The sequence below is a fragment of the Rhizobiaceae bacterium genome, assembly GCA_023953835.1.
In the GTDB taxonomy this organism is placed as follows: Bacteria; Pseudomonadota; Alphaproteobacteria; order Rhizobiales; family Rhizobiaceae; genus Mesorhizobium_G.
This window is the reverse complement of the sequence record JAMLJB010000002.1, coordinates 351,422-365,224: the sequence shown is the minus strand read 5'-3', so window position 1 is coordinate 365,224 and position 13,803 is coordinate 351,422. Positions and strand designations below refer to the sequence as shown.

Genomic DNA, 13,803 nt, shown 5'->3' with positions numbered 1-13,803 from the left:
TTCCTGGAGATTTTTCATGTTGGACAAGCCGACATCCCCGGACCACGAACTCAACCTGTCGGATGACGTCGAAGAAGTGACGGACCGCTTCTACAAGGAAGGCTGGACCGACGGCCTGCCCGTCATTCCGCCGACGGCGGAGCGGGTGGAACGCATGCTGGGCGGCATGCCCTGGCGCGGCGCAGACGACCTGATCGGCGTCGTTCCGCCCGGAATGGGCCGGGCGACGCTGCGCCGCATCGCCGTCAACGCCGTCATGGCTGGCTGCCGCCCCGAATATCTGCCGGTTATCGTCGCCGCCCTCCAGGCGGTCCTCGAACCGGTCTACGGCCTCGCTCATCGCCAGACCACGACACATGCCGGCGCGCCGCTGATGATCGTCAACGGCCCGCTCGTCAAGAAGCTCGGCATCAACTACGGCAACGGCCTATTCGGTCCGGGCTGGCGCTCCAACGCCACCATCGGGCGCGCGCTGCGCCTCGTCCTCATCAATCTCGGCGGGGCCATCCCGGCGGAGGTCGATTTCGCGCAGCACGGCCATCCGGGCAAGTACTCCTTCTGCATCGCCGAGCATCAGGACGCCAGTCCGTGGGGGCCGCTGCATGTCGAGCGCGGCTTCGACGAGGGCGACAGCACGGTGACGCTGATCAATGCCGAAGCGCCGCAGAGCATCACCGAGAACGAGCAGACGCATCCGATCGAGATCATGCGCACCTTCGCCTCGAACATGGCGACGCTCGGCGGCAACAACCTGCACTCGCAGGGCCATCCCGTGCTTGTCATGGGACCGGAGCACGCCGCCCATATCGCGGCTGCCGGCTGGTCGAAGCGCGACGTGAAGATGGCGCTGTTCGACCGCGCTCGGCTGCCCTGGGGGCTTGCCAAGAACCGCGGCAAGTCGAAGGGGCCGTTCTTCCCGAACTGGGTTGACCAGCGCGACGACAATGCACTGGTTCCGATCCTCGGCCACCCGGACGACCTGATCCTCATCATCGGCGGCGGCGCGGGCGGCAAGTCGATGTGGTGCCCGACGGCGGGCGCGCAGAGCCTCAGCGTCAGCAAGCGTATCGAAACCGGCGCATGAGCAGACATATGACAGGGCAGACCGGGCTGCTTGCCCGGTTTGCGGCGGGACTGGACGGAAACGATCTTCCCGAACGCATACAGGTGCTGTTCGGGGACCTCCTGCTCGACTATATCCGCGTCGCCTCCATCGGCGCGGAGATGGAGTGGAGCCGCTGGGCCGAAGCCTATGCGGATTCCGTGGCCGCGGATGGCCGGTCGTCGGTGCTGTTCCGGCGCAGTAGGCTCAATCCCGTCCACGCCACCTTCCTGAATGCGACCTATGCGGGCAGCATCGATTCGGACGACACCCATGTCGGCTCCATGCTGCATCCGGGCGCAATCGTGTTCTCGGCGGCGCTGGCGGTTGCGCAAAGCCACGGCGCAACATCGCAGGATCTCATGGCGGCGGTGGTCGCTGGCTACGAGGCGATGATCCGCATTGCCCTTTCCATCCAGCCGACGCACTTCCGGCGCGGCTTCCAGAGCACCGCGACATGCGGCGGCTTCGGAGCGGGCGTCGCCGCCGCGCGGCTCCTGTTCAAGGGTGCCGACAGCGCCGGACGCATTGCCGACACGATCGGCCTGGTGGCGTCTTTCTCGGGCGGCCTGACCCAGTTCTACCACTCCGGCTCGACGGTCAAACGCATCCATGCCGCACATGCGGCCCAGTGCGGTGTGTCCGCCGCGCTGATGGTTGCGAAGGGGTTCGGCGGTCCGCAGGACATTCTCGAAGGCAAGGACGGCTTTGCCCGCGCCTATGCCGACGGCTTCGACCCGTCGCCCATCGAGGCGGGCCTCGGCACCAGCTTCCGCATGGAGGAAGTCATGGTCAAGGGCCACGCCTGCAGCGCGCGCGTCCAGGCGGCGGTGGAAGGCATGCTCGGCCTTCGCGCCGATCACGGCTTTGCCGCCTCCGACATCCGCTCGATCCGCCTCGGCATTCCCTCGGTGATCGCCGGCCGGCTGACCATGCCCAACCCGGTCGACATGCAGGCGGCGCAGATGAGCCTGCCTTTCAGTGTCGCGCTCGCGGCGACAGTGGAAAACCCGCAGCCGAACACCAGCCTCAGCGTGCGCGATTTCGAGCGCGGGCTGGGTGAGGCGCTCGGCGAATTGCAGGGCCGCATGCTGATCGAGGTGGACGAGGAGGTCGAGCGCACCTCGACCGACAAGTCGGTGTCCGCCGCCCTTCGGGTTGAGCTTGCGTCCGGCAGGGTGGTCGAGACCTTCGTCCCGGCGCCGAAGGGAAGCGTGTCGCGTCCCTATTCCAGCGCCGACCATATCGAGCGTTTCAAGGCCGAGCTTGCCCCGCGCATCGGGGCAGACACAGCCCGCGCAATCGTCGATGCAAGCCGCTCGCCGCAGACGCTCGACGCGGTGTGGCTTGGCGAAAAGCTCGCCGGTGGCAGCACGCCGCGCATGGCCGCCGCACAGTAGAACGAAAAGCGGGTCCGCCGCCATCGGCGGACCTTATCCGGGGAGGATGTATGCATATTCTTTGCCTTGAGGGCGACGGCATCGGGCCGGAGATCACGAAGGCGACCCAGGCGGTGCTCCGCCGGGCGAGCGACGTGTTCGGGCTCGACCTGCGGTTCAGCAGCGAGGTGATCGGTCTCGATGCGCTCAAGGCCGGCGGCACGACGATGCCCTCCCACATCGTCGATGCCTGCCGCCGGGCCGACGGGGTCGTTCTCGGCCCTGTTTCGCACAATTCCTATCCGCCCGTGGCCGAGGGAGGTCGCAACCCCTCCGGGGACCTGCGCATCCAGCTCGATCTTTATGCAAATATCCGGCCTGCGCGCTGCCGCGCCGGGTTCGAGCCGCGCTGCGGCAAGCCGATCGACCTCGTCATCGTGCGCGAGAACACGGAAGGCTTCTATGCCGACCGCTCCATGTTCCAGGGGCCGGGTGAGTTCATGCCGACGCCCGATGTCGCCCTTTCGATCCGCAAGGTGACGCGGCTCGCCTCGACGCGCATCGCCGAATCGGCCTTCGTTCTGGCGGCCCGCCGCCGCAGGAAGGTGACCGCCGTGCACAAGGCCAATGTGCTGCGCACGTCCGACGGACTGTTTCTGGACTGCGTGCGCGCGGTGGCTGCGCGCTTCCCGGAGGTTACCTATGAAGAGCAGCTCGTGGATTCGATGGCCGCGCTGCTGGTGCGTGATTCGTCGGTCTATGACGTGATCGTCACAACAAACATGTTCGGCGACATACTCTCGGATCAGGCGACGGAAATCGCGGGCGGTCTCGGCCTCGCCGCCTCCCTGAACGCGGGCGACGCCCACGCGGTGGCGCAGGCGCAGCACGGCTCCGCCCCGACGCTTGCCGGCAAGGACGTCGCAAACCCTTCCTCGCTCATCGGCTCGGCGGCGATGCTGCTTGCCTGGCTTGCCGAAAAGCACTCCAGCCCGGCTCTCGCGCAGGCCGCCGCGCGCATCGATTCGGCGCTCGACGCCGCCCTCCTGTCGCCGGCGTCGAGAACGCCGGACCTCGGGGGAAGCACAGGCACGCAGGAATTTGCCCGCAAGGTCGCGGAGCTGATCACGCCCTCTTGATCGGAAAGGTGGAAACCACAAAAAAAGCGCAAAGTTTCTTGTGTTATATCAAGGTATACCCTTAAATACACCGGGGTGGAAGAACCGGAACATTGTGGAGGAAACAATGAAAATCTCGCATTCCATATCGCGGCGCCGCTTTTGCGGATACGGCCTGGCCGCCGCACTTGCGCCGATGGCGTCGCTTGCAAATGCGCAGTCGGCCACGCCTGTCGACCCACGCACCGGCTCGGTGCGGATGTATGAATCCATCTCCACCAGCGCGATGAAGAAGCTGGTCGCCGGCCTCAACAAGCACTTCCCGAATCTCGAGATCGAGTTCGTCAGGGCAGGGTCCGTCGAAACCATCAAGCGCTTCACGGCGGAACGTCAGGCCGGACGGATCGGCACCGACCTCATCCACGGCGCCGATCCGGGCGGGTTCGACTATTTCGGTGCGCAGAACTGGCTGGACAGGAGCATCACGGAGAGCCCGACGCTCGACCAGTACCGCGACGGCTTCGTCGACAAGCAGGTAGGCTGGGTGGCGATGCGGGCGACCGGCATAGCGCTGATGTACAACACCGATACGATCAAGAAAGAAGACCTCCCCAAGACCTGGAAAGAGCTTGCCGACCCGAAATGGAAGGGCCGGGTCGCCATTTCCGATCCCAATCGCGCCGGTTCGTCCTTCTCGCACCTCTACGGCATGTGGCAGCTCTACGGCGAGGACTATCTCGCGGCCTTCGCGGCCAATGACGTGATGGTGGCGGGCGACGGTTCGGCGACGCGCGAGGCGGTCGCCACCGGCGAGCGCGACCTTGCGCCGGTCTCGGAATATGAGGCGTTCGCGTTCAAGGCGGAAGGCAAGCCGGTCGACGTGATCTGGCCCGAGGACGGAACCATCCTGCTTCCGGCTCCGCTCGGCCTTGTCGCCGGCAGCGAGAACATCGAAAACGGCAAGGCACTGGCCGACTACCTGCTCTCGCAGGAAGGCCAGCAGATCGTCACCGAGACGACGCTGAGCTGGTCGGCGCGCAAGGACGTCAAGGCGCCCGAGGGCAAGCCGGAGCTCGACACGATCAAGACGGTGGGCTTCGACTGGAACAAGATGGGGGCGCAGAAAGGGGAGTTGCTCGATCTGTACTTCAAGCATTTTCAGGGCAATTGATCCGCGGTTGCGCTGCTGCAAGCGCTCCGCTTAGGTCGGTTGCCGATCCGCCTGAATCAATCCGCAAGTGAGGAGCGCCCTCTTGGTTGCCATTTTTCTAGACAAGCTGCGCAAGCAGTTCGGACAGGTCACGGCTGTCAAGGACATCTCGGTCGAGTTCGAGGACGGCAAGCTGACCTCCGTCCTCGGGCCGTCGGGCTGCGGCAAGACGACGACGCTCAACCTCATTGCGGGCTTCATCGCGCCGGACAGAGGCGCGATCTCCTTCGGCAGCCGCACCGTGGCGGACCCGATGCACGGCGTGGCGGTGCCCTCGCATCGGCGCGAACTGGGCATGGTGTTCCAGAGCTATGCGCTCTGGCCCCATCTCAGCGTGGCCGAGAATGTCGGCTACGGGCTGAAGATGCGCGGCGTGCAGCGCGCGGAGCGCGATGCGACGGTCAGGCGGGCGCTTGCGCGGGTACGGCTTGAAAAGATGTTCGACCGCTTCCCGCACGAGCTTTCGGGCGGGCAGCAGCAGCGCGTGGCGCTGGCGCGCGCCATCGCCTATTCACCGCAGATCCTGCTGTTCGACGAGCCGCTGTCCAATCTGGACGCGCAACTGCGCGAGGAGATGCGCGACGAACTCAAGGCCCTGCATGAGGAGATCGGGGTGACGGCTGTCTATGTCACCCACGACCAGTCCGAGGCCATGAGCCTCTCGGACGAGGTGATCGTCATGGGCGACGGCGAAATCCTGCAGAAGGGAACGCCGCGCCAGCTCTATGACGAACCGGCGGAAATCAGGGTTGCGCGCTTCATCGGCAAGACCAGCCTCATCGACGCCGAGCTTGTGGCAAGGGAGGGCAGCCGGGCGCGCGTGCGCATCGATGGCGTGGCGGACCCGATCCAGTGCAGGAGCGGCAGTGTCGGCGTCAATGTTCCCGGAATATTGTCGGTCCGCCCCGAAGCGATCTCGCTCAGCGCCGCGCCGTCGGCCGGGGGCGATCTGCGGGGGCAGGTGCTGTCGGTCGTCTATCTCGGCGATGTGTGCAGATATGATGTCGCCCTGCCGTCCGGGCAGCAGCTTCTTGTCCAGCAATCGCCCGTCAACGCGCTCAGCAAGGGCGATGAGGTCGCCGTCTCCATCGATCCCGAGCAGTGCTACTTCATTGCCGGGCGGGAGGGAGTGCATTGAGCGTGTCCAGCCTGAACGATCCCATATATCGCGGCGCACGCAAGGCGCGGCTGATCGGGAGGTTCCGGACCAGCCTGCGGGAGCCGGCGAATGCCATCCTGGTCATCTCGATCCTGGTCACCGCATTCCTGATCCTCTACCCGGTTTTCTGGCTGTTCTACGGCGGCTTTCACTATGGCGAGGAAGGGTTCGTCGCTGCGTTCCAGCGGTTCTGGGAACTGCCCGGCCTGGGAAAGGCGTTCAGGAATACGCTGATCATCATTGCGGGCACGGTGCCGGTCTCCTTCCTGATCGCAATGCCGCTGGTGTGGATCACCTCCCGCACGGACACGCCGCTGAAGGGCCTCATCGAGGTGGCGGCGGTCATGCCCTTCATCACGCCCCCGCTGATAGGCGCGGTGGCATGGTCGATGCTTGCCGCGCCCCGCAGCGGGCTGCTGAACGTGCTCGCCCGGCAGCTCGGCGCGGAAAAGCCCGTAGTCAACATCTACAGCATGGCCGGCCTGATCTTCGTGATGGGGCTCTATCTCAGTCCCTATGTGTTCCTGACGGTCAAGGCGGTCATGGACCGAATGGATTCGAGCCTCGAAGAGGCATCGCGCATCGCGGGGGCGGGCGTGTGGCGCACCATCCGCTACGTGGTCCTGCCGCTGTCCATGCCGGGCATCCTGTCTGCGGCGATCCTCGTCTTTACGCGCGCGCTGGAGGAGTTCGCCATTCCGGGCATTCTCGGCACGCCGTCGGGCATCTACACGATCACCACCTACATCTTCTACCAGGCGATCAGCTACACGCCGCCGCGCTACGAGATCGCAGCCATGCTGGCGACCTTCATCATGGCGGTGACCGGCTTCGGACTGGCGTTGCAGGCGCGCATTCTCGGCGGCAAGCAGCAGTTCACCACCGTTGCGGGCAAGGGGCAGCAACCACGGCCCATGCAGCTCGGCAGATGGCGCTATGTGACGCTCGCCTATGCGCTGGTCTACATCTTCCTGGCCGTGATCCTGCCCTATGCGGTACTGATCTACGCCGCCTTCATCGACCGCTGGGGCAATGCGCCCACCTTCGCGCACCTGACGCTTCACAATTTCGCGGAGACCTTCTCGCCGGACCTCAACGTCCGGTCCGGTTTCAGGAACAGCCTCATCCTGGCGGTTTCGGGCGCGACAATTGCGAGCCTGCTCGCGCTGCTGGTCAGCTATGTCATCGTCAAGCGCCGCAACTGGTTCGGGCAGGCGCTGGAGTTCATCACAGTCATTCCCATGACGATGCCGGGGCCCGTCCTCGCGGTCGCCATGCTGTGGGCCTATCTCAATCCGCCGCTGGTGCTCTACGGCACCTTGTGGATCCTGCTGTTCGCCTATGTCACCCATTACATCCCGTATGGCGTGCGCACGATCACGGGGTCCTTCCGGCAGGTCAGCGTGGAGTTCGAGCGCGCCGCCGCCGTCTGCGGGGCGACCCCGACGCGCGGCTTTACCGACATCATGCTGCCGCTGGTGCGCTCCGGCGTGCTGGCGGGCTGGATGCTGATGTTTGTTTCGATGATCCGCGAACTGTCTGCGTCAATCTTCCTGTTCGTTCCCGGGACAGAGACCATCTCGGTCAGCCTCGTGGAGATGTGGCAGGAAGCCCGGTTCACCTCGGTCGCCGTGCTGTCGCTCAGCGTCGTCGCGGTCTCGTTGACCGTCATCGTCATCGTCCGGTATTTCTTCGGAGGGTCGTCAGTGCGCGCCGGGCATTGAGTCGCCTTTTGGAATTGCACCTTGAAACGTTCCAGCGCAAAGACACTGACAATCGCGCGCACGGCGGCAGGTTACGCCGCTGCCACTGCCTGCGGTTATGCGGCGAGCCTCGCGCATGTGCCGCTTGCCTGGCTGCTCGGCCCGCTGCTGCTCGCCGCGGGCCTTTCGGTCTGCGGCGTCGCCCTTGCCGCGCCGCAGTCGCTGCGCCGCGCCGGCCAGGTCATCATCGGCTGCACGGCGGGGCTGAACGTCACCGCTTCCGTCGCCGCCGGGCTGCTGGGCTGGATTCCCGTGATGGTCGTCACCACACTCTTCGCGATCCTCGTCTCCGGCATATTGAGCCCGGTTTTCGGCGCGCTGGCACGCGTCGACGACAGGACTTCGTTCTTCGCCCTGATGCCGGGCGGACTTGCGGAAATGGGCAATATCGGCATCGCGGTCGGTGCGCGCATGGAACCCATCGCTTTGGTCCATACGCTGCGCATTGCCGTCGTCGTGTTCACCATTCCGCCGCTGCTGGCGAGGGACGCACGGCTCGTTCCCACCGCCTCATTGCTTCATCTCGACTATGGCATGGCCGCCGCCGTGATCGGCTTCGGTGCGCTTGGCGCGGCTGCCGTCAGCCTGGTGCGCATCAACAATCCCTGGATGATCGGCGCGCTGGTCTCGACCGCCGTTCTGGCCGTCACGGGCGTGGTCGAGGGGCGCATGCCCGCGCTGCTGTTCGCCGCGGGCCAAATCCTGTTGGGTTATAATATCGGCACCCGCTTCAAGCGCGAAATCCTGCTGCGCCTGCCGCGCGTGGCGATCTTCGGCGCGGTGTCCAATTTCGTGCTGCTGCTGGTGATGGCGGGATATGCGCTGTGCCTGTCATACCTGCTCGACATCGACCCTGCCACGGCCATACTGGTTTCCTCGCCGGGTGGCATTTCCGAGATGACAAGCACCGCGCAGGCCATGCACCTGCCGGTTGCGCTGGTCACTGCTTTCCATGTGGTGCGCTCCGTGCTGGTGAACGGCTTCGCCACGCATTTCTGGGGGGCATTCGAGCGAAGCGGCTACATCGCTTTTGCCCGCAACCTGATGGGGCGTCCGTCCGACCCGGTCTGATTGCCAGGCGCAAGAGCGCCGCGATCCCGACAACCCTTCTTCTGCCCTGACGAAAGGTCCATCCAACGGCGACTCAACGCAATGTGAGAATACATGTGGATAAGTATGTATTGTTGTGTATACTCACATCGATCGGACGATCGGGATGTTTCGCGCCAAGAAGTGTTGGGAGGAAGCGATGAAGCTCAAGAAAACCGGAACCGCAGCGGTTCTGTTTGCAACGATGCTGGCGATCGGCACTGCGCAGTCGCATGCGCAGGACAGGAAGCCGTTCAGCGTGATCGACCAGGGGAGCTTCTATGTGGGAGGCACGATGGTCCGCGCAGGCGGCACCTACGATCCTTCAAAGGAAATCGACAAGGGCAACAAGCTGGGCGTGGTTGCCGGGCGTTCCGATGACGGCAGCACCTTCTGGAAGGACCAGATGTATGTCCAGTACCAGATACCGGAAAACCCGCGCAAATATCCGCTGGTGTTTGTGCATGGCGGCGCCGGGACGGGTGCGGTCTGGGAAAGCACGGCTGACGGGCGCGAGGGCTATCAGACCATCTTCGTGCGGCGTGGATATCCGGTGTATATCGTTGATGCCCCGCGGCGAGGCCGCTCGGGTTTTCCGACCTTCAACGGCCCCTTCGGCACGCTCGAAGGCAAGGAGGTCATTTCGAACGAAACACGCAGGGTCGGCCTCGAATATGCGTGGTCGAGATGGCGTATCGGGCCGAAGCCGGGAGAAGTTTTTCCAAACCAGGCGATGCCCGCCGACGATGACAGCGTCCAGCAGTTCATGCTGCATGTCGTGCCGGACCTCGAGCGCGATCCCGATGTCGTGGTGGACGATATCGTCAAGCTGTTGGAAAAGATCGGCCCGGCGATTCTCGTGACGCATTCGGAAGCCGGCACATATGGATGGATGGCGGCGATGCGGTCCCCGAACGTCGCCGGCATCATTTCCTTCGAGCCGAGCTATATGTTTCCGAAGGATGAAATGCCCGAACCGATACCGCTCTATAAAGGCGAGTCCCGCGTCGGCGTTCCGGTCACAGCCGAGCAGTTCGCAAGCCTGACCAAAATGCCCATCGACGTGTTCTATGGCGACAACATCCCGGACCAGCCCGTGCCGGACCTGCTTGCCGACGGCCGGCGCGCTGACCGCACGATCTCCCACCTCTTCGTCAAGGCGCTGAACGACAAGGGCGGCGACGCGTCGGTGGTCGAATTGCCGAAAATGGGCATTACCGGCAATTCGCATTTCATGTTCGCCGACAAGAACAACGAACGGATCGCCGATGAGATGGAAGCGTTCCTGGGCGCGAAGGGGCTCGACGCGCGCTAGAGCGCGCCGCGTTCAGCTCAATAGGTCTTGTTGCCGTTGACCATGACGCGCACGGCATAAAGCGATGTCGTGCCGCAGATGTAGAGCACGTTGCGCTTGACACCGCCAAAGACGCAATTGGCGACGACCTCCGGCACGAGGATCTTGCCGATCAGCGTTCCGTCGGGGTCGTAGCAGTGGATGCCGTCTCCGGCGCTGGTCCAGATGCGCCCTTCGGTGTCGAGGCGGAAGCCGTCGAACAGACCCGCCGTGCAGGCCGCGAACTCCCTGCCGCCCGACACGCTGCCGCCATCGGCTGAAACCTCGTAGGCGCGAATGTTCGCCGGATTGTTTGCGCCGTGCGTGCGGCCCGTGTCGGAGACGTAGAGCGTGCGCTCGTCTACCGAAAAGGCGAGGCCGTTCGGCCTGACCATGTCGGTGATCACCGCCACGACCGCGCCGCTTGCCGGATCGACGCGGTACACATGGCAGGCGCCGATCTCGCTTTCGGCCTTGTCGCCCTCATAGTCCGTCTCGATGCCATAGGCCGGGTCGCTGAACCAGATCGAGCTGTCCGAGCGGACCACCACGTCGTTCGGCGAGTTCAGCCGCTTGCCGTTCCAGCGGTCGGCGATGGTGGTGACCGTGCCGTCATGCTCGGTGCGGCTCACCCTGCGGCCCTGATGCTCGCAGGTGACGAGCCGTCCCTGGCGGTCGACCGTGTTGCCGTTGCTGTTGCCGCAGGGGTGGCGGAACACGCTCACCGAGCCGTCCGTCTCGTCGTAGCGCATCATGCGGTTGTTCGGGATGTCGGACCACACAAGGTAGCGCCCGGCGGCGAACCAGGCGGCTCCCTCCGCCCAGCGGCAGCCGGTGTAGAGTTTTTCGACATTGGCATTGGAGTTGAACAGGCGCGCGAAGCGCGGGTCCAGTATCTGGTAGTCGGCTGCGGACATTGCTTTCCTCCCGAAATCCGTTCCGTCGTCAGGGCATGAGCTGGCCGCCGTTGACGTGCAGTATCTGCCCCGTGATGTAACCGCTGGCAGCCGGAGAAGCGAGGAACAATATCGGGCCGACGCAATCTTCCGGCTCGCCGATCCGCCCAAGATGCACGGCCTTGCGCATGGCTTCCATCCGCTCGGGCGGCGTCGCGGCGTGGAACGGCGTTGCGATCACGCCGGGCGCGATGGCATTGACCCGGATGTTGCGGCTGCCGAGTTCGCGGGCCATGTGCCGCGTCAGATTGTGCACATAGGCCTTGGCGCTGGCATAGTGGCCGGAGCCCGGCCCGCCGCCGTCATTGCCCGCGATCGATCCGAGATTGATGATCGCGCCGCCGCCCTGCGCCTCGATGAGGGGGATGGCGGCCTGCGATGCGGTGATCACAGAGCGCACGTTCAGGTTCATCACGGCGTCGTAAAGCGCCTGATCCAGCTCCTGAAACGGCATGCGCCTGATGAGCGAGCCGGCATTGTTGACCAGAACGTCCAGCCGCCCGAGCGCCGCCGCAGCCTTCTCGACGACCTTCCGGCCTTCGGCCGGGTCGCCGAGGTCGCCCTGTATCAGCACAGCGGTGCCGCCCGCCGCCTCGATGTCGGCGGCCACCGCCCGCGCTTCCTTTTCGCTTTTGTTGTAGTGGATCGCAACCTTCGCGCCCGCCTGCGCGAAGCCTTTTGCCGCCGCCGCGCCGATGCCGGTGCTGGCCCCTGTGACAAGCACGCCCTTGCCCTTGAGATCGTCAAACATTCTTTTCTCCAACTGACAATTTCTTCAAAACCTTCCTAGTGGCCGAGCATTCTCGGCAATGTCGTGCTGATCTGCGGAAAGGCAACGAGTATGAGCAGGTACACGCTCAGGAGTCCCAGAAACGGGACGGCATGCCTCACGGTTTCCGTATAGGGGGCCTTGGCGACCGCGCTCGTGATGAACAGCAATACGGCGACGGGGGGAGTGAGCGCGCCCATCTGGTTGGTGACGACCATCAGTATACCGATATGCAGAGGATCGAATCCATAGGCCTGGCTGACGAATGTGGCCACGGGCACGAATACGATCAGCACAGCGAGGCTTTCGAGAAACATGGTCAGCACGAGAATGATGACCAGCATCAGGATCAGCACCACATGCGGGTTGCCTGAGATGGACTGCAATGTGGAGAGCACTGTCTGGTTGAAGCTGACATAGCTCAGGATCCAGCCAAGCGCGCCGGTCACTGCGATGATGCCGACGACCATGGCCGTGGTCACGGCGGCGTCGAGAATGATGCGCGGGATTTCACGGAAACCGATCTCGCGATAAATGAACATGCTGACGACAACGGCATAGAGGCAGGCGACCACCCCCGCCTCCGTGGCGGTGAATACGCCCGCAAAAATGCCGCCCAGAATGATGAAGGGGGCGAGCAGGGCCACCCAAGCGCCCCGTATGCCGCGCAGCACTTCGCGCAGCGTGGCGCGGGGCGTGCGGTATCGCAGCGCGGGATATCCCGGCAATTGCGCCAGAAAGCGGATGAACAGGGACAGCACCAGCGCAAGAAGCAGGCCGGGCACGATGCCCGCCAGGAACAGGCCGCCGATCGATACGCCCGTCATGGCTCCATACACGATCATGGTCATGGAAGGCGGGATGATGGGACCGATAATGGCGGAAAAGGCGACGATGGTGGCCGCAAGGCCGGACTGGTAGCCCTGCTTCTTCATCTCCGGAATGATGATCGAACCGATTGTGGCAGCTTCCGCCGTTGACGAGCCGGACACGTTGGCCATTGCGGTGCAGGCGACCACGCTGGTGATGCCGAGGCTGCCGCGCAGGTGTCCGACCAGTGTCTGGGCGAATTTCACCAATGCCTGCGACAACCCTCCCCGGGACATGAACGCGCCCGCCAGGATGAAATAGGGCAGGGCGAGCAGGCTGAACGAATCCACCATCGCAAACGTGCGTTGTGCGAAGATCGCGAAGTTGACGCCGGGGATCAGCAGGATGCCCGCAGCGCTCGTTAGCCCGATGGAAAGCAGCACCGGAAAGCCGACGCCGACCAGGATGAGAAGCAGGATCAGGAGCGCGATCAGCGTCATGCCGTTCGTGTCCCCATGACCTTCTGGAGCAGTCTGTCCACGACCGCCAGCGACAGGTAGACCCCGCCAAGAAGCAGTCCGAGATATACCTTGTCCATGGTCCAGCCGACCCCGGGGCTGTGCTGGCGCCAGGCCACCCCCATCAACATCGATGTCGATACGATGAGCACGACGCCGAGCGCCAGCCATGCGAGGTCGAGCACCCACGCGAAAATCTCCGCCTTCCTGCCGCGAAGCGCGCTCTGCAGAAAATCCACCCCGATATGGGCACCGCGCCGGTAGCCGATGGGCACCGCCAGAAAAACCAGCCAGATATGGCCGTAGCGCTGGAACTCCTCCGACCAGCTCAGCGAACGTCCGAGGAAGAACCTGTTGACGACCTGCATCACTGCAACAAGGACGATCGCGACGAAAAGGGCGACGACGAAGGTTTCGACCGCGCGGTGAATCCAGAAGAATGCGGTTCCCACCGGGCCGCGCACGAGGGTTTCGCCGAGGTCGGCCCCGTTGAGGCGATCTTTCGTCGTGCTGATCGCTGGTTCTGGCATGAACACCCTCCCGGACGTCCCGCGACCGGCGCGGCCGCGCCCGGCTGACCATGGGGCCACCGGGCGC

At 64.4% G+C, this 13,803-nt stretch carries 12 protein-coding genes; 8 read left to right on the top strand and 4 right to left on the bottom strand.

Annotated features, from left to right (window positions below):
* Nucleotides 1–16 precede the first annotated feature (16 nt).
* From M9924_19575 to M9924_19540, 8 genes are all read left to right on the top strand, one after another.
* On the top strand, nt 17–1,084 hold the full coding sequence (locus M9924_19575; GenBank protein MCO5066587.1) for a hypothetical protein: 1,068 nt from the start codon (nt 17–19) through the stop codon (nt 1,082–1,084).
* Nucleotides 1,085–1,092: 8 nt separating this feature from the next.
* Complete coding sequence (locus M9924_19570) at nt 1,093–2,502, top strand: MmgE/PrpD family protein (GenBank protein MCO5066586.1); 1,410 nt, start codon at nt 1,093–1,095, stop codon at nt 2,500–2,502.
* A gap of 50 nt (nt 2,503–2,552) precedes the next feature.
* Nucleotides 2,553–3,620 (top strand): isocitrate/isopropylmalate family dehydrogenase, encoded by a 1,068-nt coding sequence (locus M9924_19565; GenBank protein MCO5066585.1) that lies wholly within the window; start codon nt 2,553–2,555, stop codon nt 3,618–3,620.
* 106 nt (nt 3,621–3,726) lie between these two features.
* The gene (locus M9924_19560) at nt 3,727–4,770 is read left to right on the top strand and encodes an extracellular solute-binding protein (GenBank protein MCO5066584.1); all 1,044 of its coding nucleotides are present in this window, start codon (nt 3,727–3,729) and stop codon (nt 4,768–4,770) included.
* An 82-nt stretch (nt 4,771–4,852) separates the two neighbouring features.
* Nucleotides 4,853–5,947, top strand: a complete 1,095-nt coding sequence (locus M9924_19555) for an ABC transporter ATP-binding protein (GenBank protein ID MCO5066583.1) — start codon at nt 4,853–4,855, stop codon at nt 5,945–5,947.
* 2 nt (nt 5,948–5,949) lie between these two features.
* Nucleotides 5,950–7,692, top strand: coding sequence for an iron ABC transporter permease (locus M9924_19550; GenBank protein MCO5066582.1), 1,743 nt, complete (start codon nt 5,950–5,952; stop codon nt 7,690–7,692).
* 21 nt (nt 7,693–7,713) lie between these two features.
* A complete protein-coding gene (locus tag M9924_19545) occupies nt 7,714–8,802 on the top strand; it encodes an AbrB family transcriptional regulator (GenBank protein MCO5066581.1) in 1,089 nt (362 codons plus the stop codon).
* A gap of 178 nt (nt 8,803–8,980) precedes the next feature.
* Nucleotides 8,981–10,135 (top strand): alpha/beta fold hydrolase, encoded by a 1,155-nt coding sequence (locus M9924_19540; protein MCO5066580.1) that lies wholly within the window; start codon nt 8,981–8,983, stop codon nt 10,133–10,135.
* A gap of 17 nt (nt 10,136–10,152) precedes the next feature.
* Here M9924_19540 and M9924_19535 read toward each other — a convergent pair whose 3' ends face one another.
* The 4 genes from M9924_19535 to M9924_19520 are packed head-to-tail and all read right to left on the bottom strand — an operon-like array spanning nt 10,153 to nt 13,736.
* Entirely contained in the window at nt 10,153–11,070 is a 918-nt protein-coding gene (locus tag M9924_19535; protein MCO5066579.1) for an SMP-30/gluconolactonase/LRE family protein, read from the bottom strand.
* A gap of 28 nt (nt 11,071–11,098) precedes the next feature.
* On the bottom strand, nt 11,099–11,860 hold the full coding sequence (locus M9924_19530) for a glucose 1-dehydrogenase (GenBank protein ID MCO5066578.1): 762 nt from the start codon (nt 11,858–11,860) through the stop codon (nt 11,099–11,101).
* 35 nt (nt 11,861–11,895) lie between these two features.
* Complete coding sequence (locus M9924_19525; GenBank protein ID MCO5066577.1) at nt 11,896–13,188, bottom strand: TRAP transporter large permease; 1,293 nt, start codon at nt 13,186–13,188, stop codon at nt 11,896–11,898.
* Entirely contained in the window at nt 13,185–13,736 is a 552-nt protein-coding gene (locus M9924_19520) for a TRAP transporter small permease (protein MCO5066576.1), read from the bottom strand. The genes M9924_19525 and M9924_19520 overlap by 4 nt, the downstream gene beginning before the upstream one ends.
* Nucleotides 13,737–13,803: the final 67 nt, after the last annotated feature.

What these genes read in the sequence shown, in the direction of transcription:
- M9924_19575 (MCO5066587.1), top strand. Translation starts at nt 17, where the DNA reads ATGTTGGACAAGCCGACATCCCCGGACCACGAACTCAACCTGTCGGAT.
- M9924_19540 (MCO5066580.1), top strand. Translation starts at nt 8,981, where the DNA reads ATGAAGCTCAAGAAAACCGGAACCGCAGCGGTTCTGTTTGCAACGATG.
- M9924_19570 (MCO5066586.1), top strand. Translation starts at nt 1,093, where the DNA reads ATGACAGGGCAGACCGGGCTGCTTGCCCGGTTTGCGGCGGGACTGGAC.
- M9924_19560 (MCO5066584.1), top strand. Translation starts at nt 3,727, where the DNA reads ATGAAAATCTCGCATTCCATATCGCGGCGCCGCTTTTGCGGATACGGC.
- M9924_19565 (MCO5066585.1), top strand. Translation starts at nt 2,553, where the DNA reads ATGCATATTCTTTGCCTTGAGGGCGACGGCATCGGGCCGGAGATCACG.
- M9924_19525 (MCO5066577.1), bottom strand. Translation starts at nt 13,188, where the DNA reads ATGACGCTGATCGCGCTCCTGATCCTGCTTCTCATCCTGGTCGGCGTC.
- M9924_19530 (MCO5066578.1), bottom strand. Translation starts at nt 11,860, where the DNA reads ATGTTTGACGATCTCAAGGGCAAGGGCGTGCTTGTCACAGGGGCCAGC.
- M9924_19520 (MCO5066576.1), bottom strand. Translation starts at nt 13,736, where the DNA reads ATGCCAGAACCAGCGATCAGCACGACGAAAGATCGCCTCAACGGGGCC.
- M9924_19535 (MCO5066579.1), bottom strand. Translation starts at nt 11,070, where the DNA reads ATGTCCGCAGCCGACTACCAGATACTGGACCCGCGCTTCGCGCGCCTG.